Origin of the sequence: Thioalkalivibrio sulfidiphilus (assembly GCF_000377945.1) — a bacterium.
In the GTDB taxonomy this organism is placed as follows: Bacteria; Pseudomonadota; Gammaproteobacteria; order Ectothiorhodospirales; family Ectothiorhodospiraceae; genus Thioalkalivibrio_A; species Thioalkalivibrio_A sulfidiphilus_A.
On record NZ_KB898928.1, the window covers coordinates 57,140 to 75,068 of the forward strand.

Consider the following 17,929-nt stretch of genomic DNA (forward strand, 5'->3'; position numbering starts at 1 on the left):
CCATGAGCGGAACCGGTGATCCAGGGAACGGGCCGCCGTCGCTGCCACTGCAGCCGGCGGCCTGGGACGTCTGGGACCGCAAGTACCGGCTGCGGGATGCCACCGGCCGTCCCCTGGAGGACACGCCCGCCGAGACCCTGGCCCGGGTCGCCCGGGCCCTGGCCGACGTGGAGGCCACCCCGGCGCTGCGCGAACACTGGCGCGAGCGCTTCCTCTGGGCCCTGAACCACGGCGCCCTGCCCGCCGGGCGCATCTTGGCCAATGCCGGTGCCCGGGATCACAAGCGCGGCACCTCCACCATCAACTGCACCGTCTCCGGCACGATCCACGACACCCTGGACGACATCCTCGGCAAGCTGCGCGAGGCGGGCCTGACCCTGCAGAGCGGCGCGGGCATCGGCTACGAGTTCTCCACCCTGAGACCCAAGGGCGCCTGGGTGGCGGGCGCCGGGGCGCGCAGTTCCGGTCCGCTGTCCTTCATGGACGTCTACGACCAGATGTGCCGCACCATCGCCTCGGCCGGCGACCGGCGCGGCGCCCAGATGGCCACCTTCCACATCGGCCACCCGGACGTGCTGGAGTTCATCGAGGCCAAGCGCGAGCCCGGGCGGCTGCGCCAGTTCAACCTCTCCCTGCTGGTCCCCGACGCCTTCATGGCGGCACTGGATGCGGGTGAAGACTGGCCTCTGGCCTTCCCCCTGAGCCCCGCCGAGCAGGCGCGCACCGGCGCGGATCTGGACGATCCCAAACAGGTGGTCTGGCGCGAGTGGCCCATCACCGAGGGGTACCTCACCGATGACCACGGCCGCGTCGCCTGCCGGGTGCAGCAGTGGATGCCGGCGGTGGCGCTTTGGGAGCAGGTGATGCGCGCCACCTACGACCATGCCGAGCCCGGCGTGATCTTCATCGACCGGGTGAATGCCGAGAACAACAACGGCTTCTGCGAGGCCATCCGCGCGGCCAACCCCTGCGGTGAGCAAATGTTGCCCCCCTACGGCGCCTGCCTGCTGGGTTCCGTGGACCTGACCCGCTTTGTGCAGCATCCCTTCACCGGCAAGGTGCGCTTCGATTGGGACACCTACCGGGAGGTGGTGGCGGTGTTCACCCGCATGCTGGACAACGTGGTGGAGATCCACGGCCTGCCCCTGGTGCAGCAGGCCGAGGCCCTGGAGCGCACCCGGCGCCACGGCATGGGTTTTCTCGGTCTGGGCTCGGCGCTTGCGTTGATGGGCATCCGCTACGGCAGTGAGGAGGCGGCGGCCTTCACCGCCCGGGCCGCCCGGGAACTGGCGCTCACCGGCTGGCGCACGGGCCTGGCACTGGCGAGGGAGAAGGGGCCGGCGCCGCTCATGGAGGAGCGCTTCACCGTCACCGAGCACCTGCTGGCCCGCTATCCCGCCCTTGCCGAGGACGGCATCCGGGTGGGCGACGTGCTGCCCGGCCGGGTGCTGCACGCCCGCTACAGCCCCTATATGCGCCGCATCGCGGGGCTCGATCCGGCCCTGGTGGCCGCGCTGGCCGAGGAGGGCGCCCGCTTCACCCACCACAGCGCCATCGCCCCCACCGGCACCATTGCCCTGTCCTTCGGCAACAACGTCAGCAACGGCATCGAACCGAGCTTCGCCCATACCTACCTGCGCAACATCCTAGCCCGCATATCTCACCACCCTTCTACTGCGGCCGCCGATCTGCTCGCTGTGACGGGGCGTGCTCACTTCAGCCGGCTTGACGTAGTGTCGGCTACGCCGGCGCCGTCTTCCGTTCCGCGCGCCCCGTCACAGCGGCATCTCGACGCCCTCGCTACGAACGGTGGTGAGATATGCGGGCTAGGCCGGGACGGCGCCACCCGGGACACGGTGCCCGTGACCGCCTACGAGCTGCTGGCCTGGCGCGCCCTCGTCGACCCGGACGCCGACCCGGAGGCGAAGCAGGGCCCCCACCGCCTGCCCGAGGCCTTCGTCACCGCCGGCGCCATCGCCCCCCGCGCCCACCTGGCCATCCAGGCCGCCGCCCAGCCCTGGATCGACGCGGCCATCTCCAAGACCATCAACGTGCCCACCGACTGCCCCTTCGAGGACTTCCGCGACCTGTACCGGGAGGCCCATGCCCTGGGTCTCAAGGGCTGCACCACCTACCGTCTGAACCCCGCCGCCTTCCAGGGCGTGCTGCTGCGCCCGGAGGACCTGGCCCACAGCCGCTACCGTTTCATCCTGCGTGACGGCCGCTGCCTGAGCATCAAAGGCGATCGCTGGGTGCGTTACGGCGAGCACCGCGAACTGGCCGCGAACCTCTACGGACAACTGCGCGAGCGGGGCATCCGGGAGACCGTGGGCGACCTGCCGTCGCTCACACCCGAATGCATCGATCCGCCCGACCCCATCGAGATCCGCGTGCCGGTGGTGGAGGTGGCCTGCGAGACGCCCCATGGGGTGTCGCCGGTGTGTCCGGTGTGTGAATGAAGGCGCAGAGACAAGGGACGAGATACAAGAGGAAAGTGAAGGTAGGCCGGATAAGCGCTGCGCATCCGGCGCCTTGCCCATAACCTTCGTGTGGCGAAAAGATGCTCCTCTCACGGAGCCACAGAAGCACGGGGATTATCTAATGATCACTCCCAGTGTCCCAGCACATGCGCGTGAGAACTTTTTTTCAGGTGATCACACAAAGAGCCTGATGCCCTCGTGCGTACATCAGGGGGCAGGGTTGTCATTCATATGCCTTTCCACCGTGTCTCCGTGTCCCCGTGAGAGGATCGCCTTTCGGGCTTGTCGGAGGTCCTGGCGGCTGACTCACCCCCGACGGGCTCTGTTAGGCTTGATGAAACCATGGATACCCTCTCCACAGGACGTTTGAGTCGGCGCGCGGCACGGGCGAGGCGCTTTGCCATCACCCTGGTGCTGGCGGCGCTGTTGTGGTGGGTGCTGGCGGGCCATGCCTCGCTGCTCTCGCCCCTCGCCGTGCTCGCGATCCTGGGCGCGGCCGTCTCCACCCTGTTCCTGCCCCTGGGCCGACCCTTCCGCCTGAGTCTCTCGGCGCTGCCGGGTTTCGCCGCGTATTTCCTGCGCGCCTCGGTGGCCGGCGGCGTGGACGTGGCGCGCCGGGCCCTGTCGCCCGCCATGCCGCTCAAGCCCGGTTTCGTCTCCTACACCACCGAGCTGCCCCACGGTGCGGCGCTCACCTTCTTCATGGCGATCATCAGCCTGCTGCCGGGCACCCTGAGCGTGCGCCTGGAGGGGCGACTGCTTACGGTGCACGTGCTGGATACTCGGCTGCCGATCGAGACCTCCCTGACGGATCTGGAAACCCACATCACCCGGGTGTTCATCATGGCGCCAAGACCGGGAGGGGCGGCATGAGCGGATTCCTCCTGGCCTCGGCCCTGTTCCTGCTGATCACCATCGCCGCGGGCATGGTGCGTGTGCTGCGCGGGCCCACCGACAGCGATCGCATGCTCGCGGCGCAGTTGTTCGGTACCACCGGCGTGGCCATCCTGCTGCTGCTTGGCGAGGCACTGGCCATGCCGGCGCTGGTGGATGTGGCCCTGGTGTTCGCGCTGCTGGCGGCGGTGGCCACGGTGGCCTTCGTGCGTCAGCGGGGCGGGCGGGAGACCGGGAATGATTGACGTGCTCAGCATCATCCTCATCGCCGCGGGCCTGGTGTTCTTCGCCGCCGGAACGGCGGGCCTGTTGCGCTTCCCCGATGTCTACACCCGGCTGCATGCACTCACCAAGGCGGACAACCTGGGTCTCGGCCTGGTGGTGCTGGGCCTGCTGATCCGTGCCGATGCCCTGGCGCCGATGTTCAAACTGGTGCTGGTCTGGGCCCTGGTGCTGGTGGCCGGGGCGGCGGCCTGCCATCTCGTGGCGCAGCGGGCCTGGACCCGGCTGGACGGGGAGGACGAGTCATGAACCCCTGGCTGTGGGCCTTCGACGTCGTGCTGTTGCTCACCCTGGTCTGGGTGGCCTGGCGCGTGCTGGCGGGCCGGGAGGCGGAGCTGTTCCGGGCGGTGGTGCTGTTCATCGCCTTCGGTCTGCTGCTGGCCGTGGCCTGGGTGCGCCTCAAGGCCCCGGACATCGCGCTCGCCGAGGCGGCCATCGGCGCCGGCGTGACCGGCGCACTGCTGCTGGTGACACTCGGCCGGCTGAAGGCGAGCGCCCGGGATGAGAGCGGCCAGGAGACGGATTCATGAACCGCGCCGCCTCACGGGTTTCCGGTGTCATGGCCATGGTCATCGGTGTGCTGCTCGCCGCCGTGCTCCTGCCCCTGCCGGACAACGCTGGCCTGCGCGCCCCGGTCAGCGAACACATGCACGTCTCCGGGGTGGATCATCCGGTCACCGCGGTGCTGCTCAACTTCCGCGCCTATGACACCTTCCTGGAACTGGGGGTGCTGCTGATCGCGGTGCTCGGCGCCTGGTCCCTGGGACGCCACACGCCGCTGCCGGCCCGGCCGGTACCGGGCCCGGTGATGCCCGGCACCATACGACTGCTGATCCCCGCAGCGGTGGTGATCGGCGTGTACCTGCTGTGGGCCGGCAGCGACGCCCCCGGCGGTGCCTTCCAGGCGGGTGCGGTGCTGGGCGCGGCCGGGGTGCTGTGGGTGCTGTCCCGGCCCCGGAATCTGCCGGCCCCGCCGCCGCCCCTGCTGCGTCTCGGTCTGGCGGTCGGTGCCGCGCTGTTCCTCGCCGTGGGGATCGCGGGGCTGCTGCTCGGATTTGGCTTCATGGGCTATGCGCCGGGGCAGGCCTATGTGTTCATTCTGCTGATCGAGACGGCGGCCACGGTGTCCATTGCGCTGACCCTGGTGGCGTTGTTCCTGGGTGGAGCGCCTTTGAAGTCGGAAGGGTGAATTGGGAAGTGGGAAATGAAGGGCGAAGTGTGAATTTGGAGGTGCGAAGTGAATAACGGTTTGCGAACTGAGATGACTTCACGAAAGCAAATTCATGACCCTGCGGTTTCGGGGTTGTGGACCTTTCTTCCCACTTCCAAATTCTTACTTCGCAATTGATCCCTCTCTACCTCATCGGCGGCGCCGCCCTGTTCGCCTTGGGCCTCCACGCCCTGGTGGTGCGCCGTCACCTGGTCCTCAAGGTGCTGGCCCTGAACGTCATGGGTTCCGGGGTGTTCATGGTGCTGCTGGCACTGGCGGCCCGGGGCGGGGCGGAGCCGGATGCCGTGCCCCATGCCCTGGTACTCACCGGCATCGTGGTGGCGGTCAGTGCCACGGCCTTCGCCCTGGCCCTGATCCTGCGGGTGAAGGCGGTCACCGGGCGGGCCTACCTGCCTGAGCGCAACGGGGACGATCCAGCGTGATGTTCGCCACGGGACTCGACTGGGCCGCCTGGGCGGTGGCCGTGCCGCTGGTGGGCGCGCTCCTGGCCGGGCTGCTGCCCCGGCTGGGACCTGTGCTGGGTCTGGTGTTCGGCCTGCTCACCGCGCTGGCCGTGGCCGGCGCGGTGATGGGTGTGTGGCACGAGGGACCGGTGCGCGCGGGTCTCGGCGGCTGGGATGTGCCCCTCGGCATTGCGCTTTCCCTGGACGGGCTCGCCGCGCTGATGCTCGCCATGACCGCCGTGGTCGGGCTCGCGGTGAGCATTTACGCACTGGGCTATCTACGCAGCTCGCAGACGCGCGGCAAGTTCTGGGCCCTGTGGCTGTGGCTCTGGGCGTCCATGAACGCCCTGTTTCTCTCCGGGGACGTGTTCAACATCTACGTGACCCTGGAGCTGGTGGGTCTCGCGGCGGTGGCGCTCACCGCGCTCTCGGGGGGCGCGGCGGCCCTGGGAGCGGCCATGCGCTACCTGCTGGTGAGCCTGCTGGGCTCGCTGGCCTATCTGATGGGCGTGGCGCTGCTCTATGGCGGCTACGGGGTCCTGGACCTGGCGGCCCTGGGCGCGGCCATGGAACCGGACAAGGTCTCGCGTCTGGCGGCCGTGCTCATGACCGTGGGGCTGCTCATGAAGACGGCCCTGTTTCCCCTGCACGTCTGGCTGCCGCCGGCCCACGGCAGTGCGCCGGCGCCGGTCAGCGCGGTGCTCTCGGCGCTGGTGGTGAAGGCCTCCTTCTATCTCATCCTGCGCCTGTGGCTGGACGTGTTCCCCGTGCTTACCGTGCCGGGCTTTGAGCTGTTCATGGGGGCGCTGGGGGCCGGTGCCCTGTTGTGGGGTTCGCTGCTGGCCCTGCGCGCGGCGCGGCTCAAGCAGGTGGTGGCCTATTCCACCGTGGCGCAACTGGGTTACCTGTTCCTGGTGTTTCCGCTCATGGCGGTCACGCCCGGTGCCTGGCAGGCGGTGGTGTTCTTCGCCCTGGCCCACGCCTGCGCCAAGGCCACGGTGTTCCTGGCCGCTGGCAGCCTGCAGAAGGCCGCCGGCCACGACCGGCTGGCGCAACTGGGCGCCGTGATGCGCAAGGAACCGGTGACCGTGTTTGCCTTCGGCATCGCCGGTGCGAGCCTGGTGGGACTGCCGCTCACCGGCGGCTTCATCGCCAAGTGGCTGCTGGTGGATGTGGCGCTGCAGGGGCATGCCTGGGGCTGGGCGTCGCTGGTGCTGGCCGGCGGGCTGCTGGCCGGGGGCTACGTCTTCCGGGTGCTGGGCCATGCCTTCGGGCGCGGTTCGGTAAACCCGGATCACCGCCCGGTGCCTGCCGTGATGGTCTGGTCGACCCTGGTGCTGGCCCTGGTGTCCGTGGCCCTGGGTTTTGCCGGTGCTGCCAGCCTTGAGCTCCTGGCGCTGCATGGAGGCCGGACATGAACGCGTCCTGGCTGCTGATCTTCATCCTGATGAGCTCCCTGGTGCCGGGGCTGCTGATCTTCTTCCTGCGCGAGGAGAGCCATGGCCTGCGCACGGCGCTCAACCTGGGTGGCGCGGGCCTGAAGCTGATCCTGGTCGGATACCTGCTGCTGGGGGTGCAGCGGGGTGATGTCTATGAACTGCGGGCGGTGTTGCTGCCCGGCGTGGAACTGGTGCTCGCGGCGGATTCCCTGTCGCTGCTGTTCGCCACCCTCTCCACGCTGCTCTGGTTCGTGACCACCATCTACGCGGTGGGATACCTGGAGGGCTCTCCCAACCACAGCCGCTTCTTCGGCTTTTTCAGCCTGTGCGTCAGCGCCACGGTGGGCATCGCCTTCTCGGGCAACCTCATCACCTTCCTGATCTTCTACGAGATCCTGACGCTGGCCACCTGGCCCCTGGTGGTGCACCGGGGCACGGCCCAGTCCCTGCGCGCCGGGCGGTTGTATCTTGCCTACACCCTGGCCGGTGGTGCGCTGTTGCTGGCGGCCATGGTCTGGCTGGCGCTGCTGGCCGGCTCCGGGGATTTCAAACCCGGTGGCTATCTCATGGGTCTTGAGCAGGAATTCCCGACCCAGCTGAAGCTCATCTTCGCCATGCTGGTGGCGGGCTTCGGGGTGAAGGCGGCGCTGGTGCCACTGCACAGCTGGCTGCCCCGGGCCATGGTGGCGCCGGCGCCGGTGAGCGCGCTGCTGCACGCGGTGGCGGTGGTCAAGGCCGGCGCCTTCGGCATCGTGCGCGTGGTGGATGATGTCTACGGTCTCACCCTGGTCCTGGAGCTGGGGCTGGATCTGCCGCTCATGGCGGCTGCGGTGATCACCATCGTCTACGGCTCCGTGCGCGCGCTGTTCGCCGATGACATCAAGCGCCGGCTGGCGTTTTCCACCGTCAGCCAGGTCTCCTACATCGTGCTGGGGGTGGCGCTCGCCGGTCCTCTCGGGGCGGTGGGCGGCCTGGTGCACCTGGTGCACCAGGGGCTGATGAAGATCACCCTGTTCTTCTGCGCCGGCAACTTCGCCGAGACCCTGCACATCCACAAGGTCAGTGAGCTGAAGGGGGTGGGGCGGCGCATGCCGCTCACCATGCTGGCCTTCACCCTCGGCGCCCTGGGCATGATCGGCGCGCCGCCGCTCGCCGGGTTCATCAGCAAGTGGTACCTGGGGCTCGGTGCCCTGCAGATGGAGCAGCACTGGGTGCTCGCGGCCCTGGTGGTGAGCAGCCTGCTCAACGCCGCCTACTTCCTGCCGCCGGTGATCCGCGGCTGGTTCGGTCGGCGCGAGGAACCCTGGCACGACGAGCACATGAAACATCATCGCTTCGAGACCCACTGGATGTTGCTGGGTCCGACCCTGTTCGTGGCCGCCGTCGCCGTGGCGGCCGGGGTGCTGGCGGGCATGCCCTACAGTCCCCTGGACTGGGTGAGCCTGATCGTCGAGCGTGAGTACGCGCCCACGGGGGGTGGCCTGTGACCGCCGCGCTGCTGCTCGCCGTGCCCCTGCTGCCCCTGCTGCTGGCCGCGCTGGTGCCGTGGCGGGGGATGACCCGGCTGCAATGGCTGACGCCGCTCGCGGTGCTGCCCGGGCTCGCCGTGGTCCTGTTCCTGCCGGATGGCAGCCACGCCAGCTACCCCTGGCTGATCATGGGCATGGACCTGCAGCTGGATGCCACCGGGCGGGTGTTCCTGCTGTTGACCACCCTGCTCTGGGGCGCGGCCGGGCTCTATGGTCTGGGCTACCTGCGCGGCCAGGACCATACGGCCCGATACCACCTGTTCTTCCTGCTGGCCATGGCCGGCAACCTGGGCCTGGTGCTGGCCGCCGATGCTGTGGGCTTTTACCTGTTCTTCGCCCTGATGAGTCTGTCCTCCTACGGGCTGGTGGTGCATGCCGGGGGAGACGCGGTCTATCGCGCCGGACGCATCTACCTGATCATGGCGGTGGTCGGCGAGCTGCTGCTGTTCGCGGGCCTGGTGCTGCATGTTTCCGCCGCGGGCGGCTACCACTTCAGCCTGATGGCGGCCACGCCCCTGCAACCGGTCACGGCCGCCCTGCTGCTGATCGGCTTCGGCATCAAGGCGGGCCTGATTCCCCTGCACGTGTGGCTGCCCCTGGCCCACCCAGCCGCGCCCACACCGGCCAGCGCGGTGCTCTCCGGGGCCATGATCAAGGCGGGTCTGCTGGGCTGGCTGCGCCTGTTGCAGCTGGAGGGACCCGGTTGGGAGGCCCTGGGCTGGCTGCTGGTGACGCTGGGGCTTGCGGGCGCCTTCCTCGCCGCGCTGGTGGGTGTGCTGCAAAGCCGCCCCAAGACCATCCTGGCCTACTCCAGCATCAGCCAGATGGGGCTCATGATCTGCGGCGTGGGCCTGATCTTCCTGTTGCCCGATCTCGGCGACCTGCTGCTGGCGGCGGTGGTGCTCTATGCCCTGCACCACGGGCTCGCCAAGGGCGCGCTGTTCCTCGGTGTCGGCATCGTGGAGCGCAGGCGTGCGCCCTGGGTCCTGGCGGTGCTGGCGGTGCCCGCGCTGGCCCTGGCCGGACTGCCCTGGACCAGCGGGGCCCTGGCCAAGCAGTCGCTCAAGTCCCCCCTCTACGAGGCGCTCCCGGCCTGGGTAGGTACGGTGGAAACCCTGCTGACCCTGGCCGCCGTGGGCACCACCCTGCTCATGGCCCGTTTCCTGTGGTGTCTGTGGATCAAGGGCGCAGCCAGGCCGGGCGCTTTGCCCTGGCAGATGTGGGTGCCCTGGCTGGTGTTGTCATTCGCGGCCCTGGTCCTGCCCTGGGTCTGGGCCGGGGAGGCGGGTTCGGCCTGGTCCCTGATCTGGCCCCTGATACTGGGTGTCGTGCTGTCCCTGGCGGGTCTGCTTGCCTGGCGTGGCCTGCGGGTGCCGCAGGTGCCGGAGGGGGATGTGCTGTTGCCGGTGGAAGGCCTTGCACGCTGGCTGGCACGCACCGTCCGGTCCGCGCCCCGCCTCTGGCAGACCGCCGGTGACGGCCCCGCCCGCGCCCGCCTGCGCCTGGCCTGGCGCCGCACCCGTCATGGCGCGGCGCGTCTGGAGGCGGGCCTGGGTCGCTGGGAGACCGTGGGCATCGTCTTCATGGCGCTGCTGGTGGGGGTGTTCGTGAGTCTCTGGGTTTGAGGGTGGTTGAAGACGTTTAGCCACAGAGGGCACAGAGGACGCAGAGAAAAAACCAAACGGCAAAACATGGGTCTCTCGCAAAGATGCGAAGCCGCAAAGAGAACTTTTTTGAAAGATCTTTTGTTTACTTCACGACTTTGCGTCTTCGCGAGAGAAATGAGTTTTTTCTCTGTGTCCTCTGTGGCTAATAAATCACCCTGATGTAGGTTGGACTGAGCGCAGCGATGTCCAACATGGCGGCATAGATTCGGCATATTGGGGTTCGTTCCTCACCCCAAGCTACGAGCGACGTTCAACAACGCACCGCCCCGAAGTGGTCACAAGCGGTTATCCTTGCCACTTGCCACTTGCCACTTGCCACTTGCCACTTGCCACTTGCCACTTGCCACTTGCCACTGTCTTTATGGATCCGCTCAATATCCTGGTCATCTCCCTCGCCGCCCTGGTGGCCGGTGCCATCAACGCGCTGGCGGGCGGCGGCAGTTTTCTGACCCTGCCGGCCCTGGTGTTCACGGGCGTGCCGCCGGTGGCGGCCAATGCCACGGGCACGGCGGCGCTGTTGCCGGGGTATCTCGCCAGCGCCTGGAGCTACCGGGACCTGATCCGTTCCCCGGGTATCGGCCTGTCGGTGACGGCGGTGGTGGTGCTGGGCACCCTGGGCGGGGCGCTGGGCGCGACCCTGCTGCTGTTCACCTCCAACGAGGCCTTCCGGGTGATCGTGCCCTGGCTGCTGTTGTTCGCCACCCTGCTGTTCGCCTTCGGTCCGCGCATCCACGCCCTGCTGTCGCGCCGGGCCTCGGCAGGCAGGGGTGGTTTCTGGGGCAAGCTGGGGATCGTGGGTGTATGCGGCTACGGCGGGTATTTCAACGGCGGCATGGGCATCGTCATGCTGGCCATGTTCCGCCTGCTGGGGGTGAAGGATCTGAACGTGGCCAACGGCCTGAAGAACCTGCTCTCGGCGGTGCTGACCCTGATCGCGGTGCTGATCTACGCCGCCGGCGGGGTGATCTCCTGGCCCGAGACCGTGCCCATGGCCATCGCCGCCACCCTGGGCGGCATCGCCGGCGCCTGGATCGGCCGGGCCATCCCGCCGCAACTGCTGCGCAACGGTATCGTGGTGGTGGGGGCTGTCACCACGGTGCTGTTCTTCCTGGATATTTGAGGGGCGAATTCAAAATTCAAAATTCAAAATTCAAAGGGAAATTGCGGACTCCCCCTTTGAATTTTGAATGTTGAATCTTGAATTGCCTTCAACTTACCAGCCAATCGCCTCCGGCAGCCACAGGGTGATGGCCGGGAACAGGATGATCAGGCCCAGGGCCACCAGCTGGATGATCACGAAGGGCACGGCGCCCTTGTAGATGTGGGCGGTGGTGATGCCTTTCGGCGCGACCCCCTTCATGAAGATCAGCGACCAGCCGAAGGGGGGCGTGAGGAAGGAGGTCTGCAGGTTCATGGCGATCAGGATCGCGATCCACACCATGGAGAACTCCGGCACCCCGGCCAGGAAGGGCAGGAACAGGGGCACCACGATGAAGGTGATCTGGATCCACTCCAGGAAGAAACCCAGCAGGAAGATCAGCAGCATCATGAACAGCAGGGTGCCCATGGGGCCGCCGGGCACGAAGTCCACCATGGCCTCGATGAGGAATTCGCCATCCAGGCCGCGGAAGGCCAGGGCGAACACCTGGGAGGCGATCAGCACGAAGAACACCATGGCGGTGATGCGCACCGAGACCATCACCGCCTCGATGAAGGTCTTGCGTTCCAGGCGGCCCATCAGGGCGGCCACCACCACCGCGCCCACGGCGCCGACAGCGGCGGCCTCGGTGGGGGCGGCGATGCCGCCGATGATGGAGCCGAGCACCGCCAGCACGAGGGCGAGCGGCGGCAGCACCGAGGTGACCAGGTCCTTCAGCAACTGCAGCTTGCTCACCTGGGCCCGCTCCTCGGCGTCGATGGCGGGCACGTCGGCGGCGTTCCACCACGCCAGGGCCAGCAGGTAGACCACGTACAGGCCGGCGAGCATCAGGCCGGGGATCAGGGCGGCGGCGAACAGGCTGCCCACGGACAGGTTCATGGTGTCCGCCAGCACCAGCAGCACCAGGCTGGGCGGGATGATCTGGCCGAGCGTTCCCGAGGCACAGATGGTGCCGCAGGCCACGGACTTCTTGTAGCCGCGACGCAGCAGGGTGGGCAGCGCCATCAGGGTGAGGGTGACGATGGCCGCGCCCACGATGCCCGTGGCCGCGCCCATCAGCACGCCCACCAGGATCACCGCCAGGGCCATGCCGCCGGGCAGGCCGCCGGCGGCGTGACCGATCACGTCCAGCATGCGTTCCGCCACCCGGGTCTTGTCCAGCATCACCCCCATGAACACGAACAGGGGGATGGCCAGCAGTGTGTAGTTGGTGATGGTGCCGAAGATGCGTGCGGGCAGCAGCTCGAACAGCCAGCCGTCGAAACCGATGAAGCCGAACACGAAGCCCACCGCGGCGATGGCGAAGGCCACCGGCATGCCGGTCAGGACCAGCACGAAGAAGGCCACCACCATCATCAGGGCGATGTACTCAAGCGGCATGGCGTGCATTCTCCTTGTTGTTGCGGGACGGGCGGCGGTAGTGGAACACCAGCTTGCGCGCGGCGCGCAGGGCCTGGCGCAGGGCCTCGGCGATGATCAGCACGAAGCCGACGAGGATCATCATCTTGGGCAGGAACAGCCAGGGCATGCCGCCGGGGTTGGGCGAGCCCTCGCTGCGGGTGTAGGAGACCATCATGTAGTCCCAGCCGTAGAAGATCATCAGCGCGGAGACGGGCAGGGCGACCAGCACCATGGTGAGCAGGTCGAGCCACAGTTTCCCGATACGGCTGAAGTTGTGGGAGAAGATGTCCACCCGCACATGTTCGTCGTAGCGCATGGCGTAGGAGATGCCGGTCATCACCGACAGGGACAGCAGGTACCACTCCAGTTCCTGCAGCCACATGGCGCCCGTGCCCAGGGCATAGCGGGCGAACATGTTGGAGAAGATGAGCAGGATCATCAGCACCATGGCGATGCCCGAGATCCAGCCGGAGAAACTCGTAATCCAGTTGAGGCCCCGTTCAAGGCCCAGTGACAGTCGTAACATGGAATTCCCCGACCGGGGCGGGCGCTCACGCCCGCCCCGGTTGCCTAGGGTTTAGGGAATGGCTCAGCTCAGGATTTCCCGGCCCAGGTCGCGGATCTGGGTCTGGAACATGGTCTCCGAGTTGGCCTGCCAGCGGTCGTGCTTGGCCTTGAACTTGAAGTAGCTCTCGTGGACCTTGCGCACCAGCGGGTCCTTGGCGGCGTTGTCGTTGAGGATGTCCTTGGTGGCCTCCAGCAGCGCCTTGATGACGTCATCGGGCAGCGGGCGGAAGTTCACGCCGTGGTTGTTGATGAGGTCGTCCAGGGCATCCGCGTTGCGGGCCTCCAGGGTGGTGTGCGAGGTGATGTTACAGGCCGCGGCGCAGTTGCGCATGATGGCCTTGAGGTCGTTGGGCAGGGAGTCCCAGGCGGCCCGGTTGACCACCACCTCGGTGCTGGTGGCGGGTTCGTGCCAGCCGGAGGAGTAGTAGTTCTTGGCGGCGTTGTGCAGGCCCAGCTCGCGGTCGGAGTAGGGACCCACCCATTCCACGGCGTCGATGGCACCGCGCTCCAGGGCGGCGAACAGCTCACCGCCGGGCAGCAGGCGGGGGTTGGCGCCGATGGCCCGGTAGATGTCGCCGGCCAGGCCGGGCATGCGGATGTTCAGGCCGCGGAAGTCGGCCAGGCTCTCCACCGGGCGGCGGAACCAGCCCACCGGCTGCACGCCGGTGCAGCCCACCACCAGGGGCACCAGGTTGAAGGGACGGTACACCTCTTCATAGAGCTCATAACCGCCGCCCTCGTTGAGCCAGGCGTTGTGGCCCTGGAAGGTCATGCCGAAGGGCACGGTGGTGAAGTACTGGGCGGCGAAGGACTTGTTGGCCCAGTAGTAGGCGCAGCCGTGGTTGAGCTGCACCTGGCGGCCGGCGGAGGCGGCATCGAAGCCCTCGAAGGCGGGCACCAGCTCGCCGGCGGAGTACACGCGGATGCGGATGCGGCCGTTGGACATCTCCTCCACCCGGCGGGCGAAGTCGGTGGCGCTGCCGGGGCCGGCCTGGAAGAAGGGCAGACCGGCGGGCCAGGTGGTGGTCATGCGCCAGTTGAAGCGCTCCTGGGCCTTGACGATGGCGGGGGCACCGACGATGGCGGCACCGGCGGCCGCTGCGGTGCCTTTCAGAAAATCACGACGCTTGATGGACATGTGGGCGATTCCTCCGACTTTGTGTCAGTTATTGTCAGACCGCCGGGCGGCGGGCCGGTTTTTCGACGCCGGAATAGGCTCCGGGTTCCGCTCAGCCGCGATTCGCGGCCGAAGGATTGAGTCTAGCAGGCCGTGCGGCGCTGCTGCCACAGGACACAGGCGCGGGCGCCCTGGCCTTGCAGGCTGTGGCACACTGTGTTCCGGGGTGACGGATTTGCACCATGATGGTGTGGGATTTCCGGGATGAGATGATGATGTTATTCAGGAGACCGGGGGAGGGCCCATGAACTACAGCGTCACGGACCTGATCGGCAACATCGGCGTGGCCATGGTGGTGTTCGCCTATTTCCGCCTGCAGATCGGGCGCTGGGGCTTCCATGACCTGCCCTACCTGCTGTCCAACCTGTGTGGCTCGTCGCTGATCATCGTGTCCCTGGTGTTCGACTTCAATCTCTCCACCATGATCCTGCAGATCTTCTGGATCGGCATCAGCCTGATCGGCCTGATGCACCTCTATCGCAAACGCACGGAGGCCGGCCCATGACCCTCAATGACATCCAGGTTCGCGTGCGGGCCGTGCTGGAATACCGGGACCTGCGCAGCCTGCCGCGCTGGAAGCGACCCCTGATCGGTGCCCTGCGCATCGCCTGGGGCATCGGCCGGGAGGTCACCGAGGGACAGCTCACCCTGCGCGCCATGAGCCTGGTCTACACCACCCTGCTGTCCATGGTGCCCCTGCTGGCCCTGTCGTTTTCCGTGCTCAAGGCCTTCGGGGCTCACAACCAGCTGGAGCCCCTGCTGCTCAGCCTCCTGGAGCCCCTGGGTCCCCAGGGGGTGGAGGTGGCGGAAAACGTCATTGGATTTGTGGATAACATGCGTGTCGGCGTGCTGGGCTTCATCGGCCTGATATTCCTTATCTATACGGTGATCGCGCTGGTGCAGAAGATCGAGAGCGCCTTCAACTACACCTGGCGCATCAATGGCACCCGGAGCCTGGCCCAGCGTTTCAGCAATTATCTGAGCGTGATCCTGGTGGGTCCGGTACTGGTGGTCTCGGCCTTGGGGATCACCGCCTCCATCATGGCCACCTCGGTGATGCAGCAGGCCATGGAGGTGCAACTGCTGGGTGATGCGGTGCAGCTGGCCGGGCGCATGGTGCCCTACCTGCTGATCATCGGCGCCTTCATGTTCGTCTATGTGTTTGTGCCCAACACCCGGGTGAAGCTTTTCCCCGCCCTGGTGGGCGCCGTGGTGGCGGGTCTGCTCTGGCAGAGCACCGGCTGGATCTTCGCCGCCATGATGGCCGGCTCCACCCGCTATGCGGCCATCTACTCCAGTTTCGCCATCATGATCATGCTGCTCATCTGGATGTACCTGAGCTGGCTGATCCTGCTGATCGGCGCCAACGTTGCCTTCTTCGTCCAGTATCCGGAGTACATGCTGGTGCGTCGCGGGCAGGTGCAGCTGTCCAGCGCCCTGAAGGAGCGCCTGGCCCTGCGGGTGATGAAATCCATCGGCACGCGTTTTCACGAGGGCAGGGGCCCCACGCCTCTGGACGACCTGGCCCATGAACTGGACATGCCCGTGGAGGCCGTGGAGCGGGTCACCGACGCCCTGCGCAAGGCGGGCCTGCTGGTCACCGCTGGTCAGGACCCGGTCAGTTTCGTCCCCGGCCGGGACACCGGCCAGATCACCCTCAAGGCCTGCCTGGACGCCGTGCGCGGCGCCGACAGCACCGTGCCGGGACCCCGGGGGGAGGACGAACCGGTGGACACGCTCATGGAGGCGCTGGATCGGGCCCTGGGGGAGCGGCTGGAGGGATTGACCCTGGCGACGCTTATCGAGGGACGGGAGAAGTGAGAAGTGTGAATTGGGAAGTGCGAACGGGCTCCAGACTCACCATCAACCTCATTCGGTGGGGGAATGGCGCGGCGACTTCGTACTTCCCTATTCACACTTCCGACTTCAGGCGCGTCTCAACGCGCCTGACAATCTCCTCGCTGAGCTTGCGCACCAGGGGCGTGGCGGCCTTGTTGACCGCCTTCTCCATGAGCCGGCTCTTCAGGCTGTATTCCAGGCTCAGGGTGATGCGGGTACCGCCCTCCACGGCGCTGAGCCGGTAGCTGCCCTGGTTCCTCACCCCGGTGACCGAGCGCCAGGCCAGGCGCTCGTGGGGCACGCATTCGGTCACCTCCACCTCGAAGCTCATGGCCATGCCCAGGGCCCGCACCTGCCAGCGGTAGCGGTCCTCTCCCAGGGGGATCACCTCTTCCACGGAGTCGGTGTACAGGGCGAAGTCCTCCACCCGGCTGATCAGCGCGAACACCGCCTCGGGGGCGGCGGCGATCTCGACTTCATGTTCGATGACAGGCAAGGGGATACCACTCAATTCAAAATTGAAAATTCAAGATTCAAAATTCAAGATTCAAGATTCAAAGGGGAAACAGCCAGTTGGTTGCCTGCGGGGCAGGGGTGGGCATAGGCTTTTCCTTTGAATTTTGAATATTGAATCTTGAATTGCCCGTCCGGCGCCAGCCCTGTCACAAGATTGTCACAATCCGTTCATAAACTTGACACCCGAGCTCCCCATACTGCGTCCCGTCGACATGACCTGACGGACGGGAATCAGTCCATCGGCTCCCGACGAGATCGCCAACCACCCAGTTGAGGGAAATGCTCATGAGTCTGAAAAAAGTCTTCACCGCCGGCATCGCCGCCACTCTGCTGTCCTCCGGCGCGGCCCTGGCCGACGTCGATCCCAACCTGCCCAGCTATCAGCGTGTCGCCGGTATCTCCGGCAACCTGACCTCGGTCGGTTCCGACACCCTGAACAACCTGATGACCCTGTGGGCCGAAGAGTTCGCCAAGTTCTATCCGAACGTGGCCATCCAGGTCCAGGGCGCCGGCTCCGGCACCGCCCCCCCGGCCCTGACCGAAGGCACCTCCAACTTCGGCCCCATGAGCCGCCCCATGCGTGCCTCCGAGATCCGCGCCTTTGAAGAGCGCCACGGCTACGCCCCCACCGAGATCCCGGTGGCCATCGACATGGTCGCCGTGTACGTGAACAAGGACAACCCGATCGAGGGTCTGTCCATTCCCCAGGTGGACGCCATCTTCTCCGCCACCCGCTCCTGCGGCTACGCCAGCGACATCAGCACCTGGGGTCAGGTGGGTCTGACCGGCGCCTGGGCCAACCGTGACATCACCCTGTACAGCCGCAACGCCGTGTCCGGCACCTACGGCTTCTTCCGCGAGCACGCCCTGTGCGGCGGTGACTTCAAGGCGACCGTGAACGAGCAGCCCGGTTCCTCCGCCGTGGTGCGCGGCGTGGAGCAGACCATCGGTGGTATCGGCTACTCCGGTATCGGCTACCGCACCTCCGGCGTGCGCGTCCTGCCCCTGGCCAAGGAACACGGTGGCAAGTTCGCCGAGGCCAACGGCGAGAACGCCGTCTCCGGTGACTACCCGCTGGCCCGCTTCCTGCTGGTCTATGCCAACGCCAACCCGACCCGCGGCATGAACCCGCTGGAGAAGGAGTTCTTCCGCATGGTCCTGTCCAAGGAAGGCCAGGAAGTGGTGCACCGCGATGGTTACGTGACCATCCCGGCCAGCGTCGCCGAGCGCCTGCGCGCCGAGAAGGGCCTGAACTGATCCAGGTCTGAGGACAACGGGCTCTGTCGCCGATGGCGGCAGGGCCCG

At 67.1% G+C, this 17,929-nt stretch carries 16 protein-coding genes and 1 pseudogene; 13 read left to right on the top strand and 4 right to left on the bottom strand.

Going from position 1 to position 17,929, the window contains the following annotated elements; all coding sequences use genetic code 11:
• Positions 1 to 2: 2 nt before the first annotated feature.
• From D580_RS0104605 to D580_RS0104655, 10 genes and pseudogenes are all read left to right on the top strand, one after another.
• Positions 3 to 2,459 carry an adenosylcobalamin-dependent ribonucleoside-diphosphate reductase gene (locus tag D580_RS0104605; RefSeq protein WP_018953261.1) on the top strand — a complete coding sequence of 819 codons (2,457 nt, stop codon included), beginning with the start codon at positions 3 to 5 and terminating at the stop codon, positions 2,457 to 2,459.
• A 363-nt stretch (positions 2,460 to 2,822) separates the two neighbouring features.
• Positions 2,823 to 3,353, top strand: coding sequence for a Na+/H+ antiporter subunit E (locus D580_RS15195; RefSeq protein ID WP_038043162.1), 531 nt, complete (start codon positions 2,823 to 2,825; stop codon positions 3,351 to 3,353).
• Positions 3,350 to 3,619: a monovalent cation/H+ antiporter complex subunit F gene (locus D580_RS0104615; RefSeq protein ID WP_012639218.1), complete on the top strand. Its 270-nt coding sequence runs from the start codon at positions 3,350 to 3,352 to the stop codon at positions 3,617 to 3,619. The genes D580_RS15195 and D580_RS0104615 overlap by 4 nt, the downstream gene beginning before the upstream one ends.
• Positions 3,612 to 3,905 (top strand): cation:proton antiporter, encoded by a 294-nt coding sequence (locus D580_RS0104620; protein ID WP_018953263.1) that lies wholly within the window; start codon positions 3,612 to 3,614, stop codon positions 3,903 to 3,905. Before D580_RS0104615 ends, D580_RS0104620 begins: the two co-directional genes overlap by 8 nt.
• Positions 3,902 to 4,845: pseudogene (locus D580_RS0104630) on the top strand (hydrogenase subunit MbhD domain-containing protein). Before D580_RS0104620 ends, D580_RS0104630 begins: the two are co-directional and overlap by 4 nt.
• A gap of 140 nt (positions 4,846 to 4,985) precedes the next feature.
• The gene (locus D580_RS0104635; protein WP_231363494.1) at positions 4,986 to 5,309 is read left to right on the top strand and encodes an NADH-quinone oxidoreductase subunit K; all 324 of its coding nucleotides are present in this window, start codon (positions 4,986 to 4,988) and stop codon (positions 5,307 to 5,309) included.
• Positions 5,309 to 6,748 carry a complex I subunit 5 family protein gene (locus D580_RS0104640; protein ID WP_018953267.1) on the top strand — a complete coding sequence of 480 codons (1,440 nt, stop codon included), beginning with the start codon at positions 5,309 to 5,311 and terminating at the stop codon, positions 6,746 to 6,748. Before D580_RS0104635 ends, D580_RS0104640 begins: the two co-directional genes overlap by 1 nt.
• Positions 6,745 to 8,256 (top strand): complex I subunit 5 family protein, encoded by a 1,512-nt coding sequence (locus tag D580_RS0104645; RefSeq protein ID WP_018953268.1) that lies wholly within the window; start codon positions 6,745 to 6,747, stop codon positions 8,254 to 8,256. The genes D580_RS0104640 and D580_RS0104645 overlap by 4 nt, the downstream gene beginning before the upstream one ends.
• A complete protein-coding gene (locus D580_RS0104650) occupies positions 8,253 to 9,923 on the top strand; it encodes a complex I subunit 5 family protein (protein WP_018953269.1) in 1,671 nt (556 codons plus the stop codon). Before D580_RS0104645 ends, D580_RS0104650 begins: the two co-directional genes overlap by 4 nt.
• A gap of 403 nt (positions 9,924 to 10,326) precedes the next feature.
• Entirely contained in the window at positions 10,327 to 11,085 is a 759-nt protein-coding gene (locus tag D580_RS0104655; RefSeq protein ID WP_018953270.1) for a sulfite exporter TauE/SafE family protein, read from the top strand.
• A gap of 93 nt (positions 11,086 to 11,178) precedes the next feature.
• Here D580_RS0104655 and D580_RS0104660 read toward each other — a convergent pair whose 3' ends face one another.
• From D580_RS0104660 to D580_RS0104670, 3 genes are all read right to left on the bottom strand, one after another.
• Complete coding sequence (locus tag D580_RS0104660) at positions 11,179 to 12,504, bottom strand: TRAP transporter large permease (RefSeq protein ID WP_018953271.1); 1,326 nt, start codon at positions 12,502 to 12,504, stop codon at positions 11,179 to 11,181.
• Positions 12,494 to 13,051, bottom strand: a complete 558-nt coding sequence (locus D580_RS0104665; protein WP_018953272.1) for a TRAP transporter small permease subunit — start codon at positions 13,049 to 13,051, stop codon at positions 12,494 to 12,496. The genes D580_RS0104660 and D580_RS0104665 overlap by 11 nt, the downstream gene beginning before the upstream one ends.
• 63 nt (positions 13,052 to 13,114) lie before the next feature.
• Positions 13,115 to 14,230 carry a TRAP transporter substrate-binding protein gene (locus tag D580_RS0104670; RefSeq protein ID WP_018953273.1) on the bottom strand — a complete coding sequence of 372 codons (1,116 nt, stop codon included), beginning with the start codon at positions 14,228 to 14,230 and terminating at the stop codon, positions 13,115 to 13,117.
• 283 nt (positions 14,231 to 14,513) lie between these two features.
• On the opposite strand from D580_RS0104670, the gene D580_RS0104675 reads away from it, so the two are divergent.
• Positions 14,514 to 14,774 (top strand): CBU_0592 family membrane protein, encoded by a 261-nt coding sequence (locus D580_RS0104675; RefSeq protein ID WP_018953274.1) that lies wholly within the window; start codon positions 14,514 to 14,516, stop codon positions 14,772 to 14,774.
• Positions 14,771 to 16,090 (top strand): YhjD/YihY/BrkB family envelope integrity protein, encoded by a 1,320-nt coding sequence (locus D580_RS0104680; protein WP_018953275.1) that lies wholly within the window; start codon positions 14,771 to 14,773, stop codon positions 16,088 to 16,090. The genes D580_RS0104675 and D580_RS0104680 overlap by 4 nt, the downstream gene beginning before the upstream one ends.
• Positions 16,091 to 16,181: 91 nt before the next feature.
• Here the strand turns inward: D580_RS0104680 and D580_RS0104685 are convergent, their stop codons facing one another.
• Positions 16,182 to 16,604, bottom strand: a complete 423-nt coding sequence (locus D580_RS0104685; RefSeq protein ID WP_018953276.1) for an SRPBCC family protein — start codon at positions 16,602 to 16,604, stop codon at positions 16,182 to 16,184.
• A gap of 305 nt (positions 16,605 to 16,909) precedes the next feature.
• On the opposite strand from D580_RS0104685, the gene D580_RS0104690 reads away from it, so the two are divergent.
• Positions 16,910 to 17,881 carry a PstS family phosphate ABC transporter substrate-binding protein gene (locus D580_RS0104690; protein WP_018953277.1) on the top strand — a complete coding sequence of 324 codons (972 nt, stop codon included), beginning with the start codon at positions 16,910 to 16,912 and terminating at the stop codon, positions 17,879 to 17,881.
• The last annotated feature ends 48 nt before the right edge of the window (positions 17,882 to 17,929 follow it).

Excerpts from the sequence above, each read along its gene's own strand:
- D580_RS0104605 (WP_018953261.1), top strand. The coding sequence starts at position 3 with ATGAGCGGAACCGGTGATCCAGGGAACGGGCCGCCGTCGCTGCCACTG.
- D580_RS15195 (WP_038043162.1), top strand. The coding sequence starts at position 2,823 with ATGGATACCCTCTCCACAGGACGTTTGAGTCGGCGCGCGGCACGGGCG.
- D580_RS0104615 (WP_012639218.1), top strand. The coding sequence starts at position 3,350 with ATGAGCGGATTCCTCCTGGCCTCGGCCCTGTTCCTGCTGATCACCATC.
- D580_RS0104620 (WP_018953263.1), top strand. The coding sequence starts at position 3,612 with ATGATTGACGTGCTCAGCATCATCCTCATCGCCGCGGGCCTGGTGTTC.
- D580_RS0104640 (WP_018953267.1), top strand. The coding sequence starts at position 5,309 with ATGTTCGCCACGGGACTCGACTGGGCCGCCTGGGCGGTGGCCGTGCCG.
- D580_RS0104645 (WP_018953268.1), top strand. The coding sequence starts at position 6,745 with ATGAACGCGTCCTGGCTGCTGATCTTCATCCTGATGAGCTCCCTGGTG.
- D580_RS0104655 (WP_018953270.1), top strand. The coding sequence starts at position 10,327 with ATGGATCCGCTCAATATCCTGGTCATCTCCCTCGCCGCCCTGGTGGCC.
- D580_RS0104660 (WP_018953271.1), bottom strand. The coding sequence starts at position 12,504 with ATGCCGCTTGAGTACATCGCCCTGATGATGGTGGTGGCCTTCTTCGTG.
- D580_RS0104665 (WP_018953272.1), bottom strand. The coding sequence starts at position 13,051 with ATGTTACGACTGTCACTGGGCCTTGAACGGGGCCTCAACTGGATTACG.
- D580_RS0104670 (WP_018953273.1), bottom strand. The coding sequence starts at position 14,230 with ATGTCCATCAAGCGTCGTGATTTTCTGAAAGGCACCGCAGCGGCCGCC.
- D580_RS0104675 (WP_018953274.1), top strand. The coding sequence starts at position 14,514 with ATGAACTACAGCGTCACGGACCTGATCGGCAACATCGGCGTGGCCATG.
- D580_RS0104680 (WP_018953275.1), top strand. The coding sequence starts at position 14,771 with ATGACCCTCAATGACATCCAGGTTCGCGTGCGGGCCGTGCTGGAATAC.
- D580_RS0104690 (WP_018953277.1), top strand. The coding sequence starts at position 16,910 with ATGAGTCTGAAAAAAGTCTTCACCGCCGGCATCGCCGCCACTCTGCTG.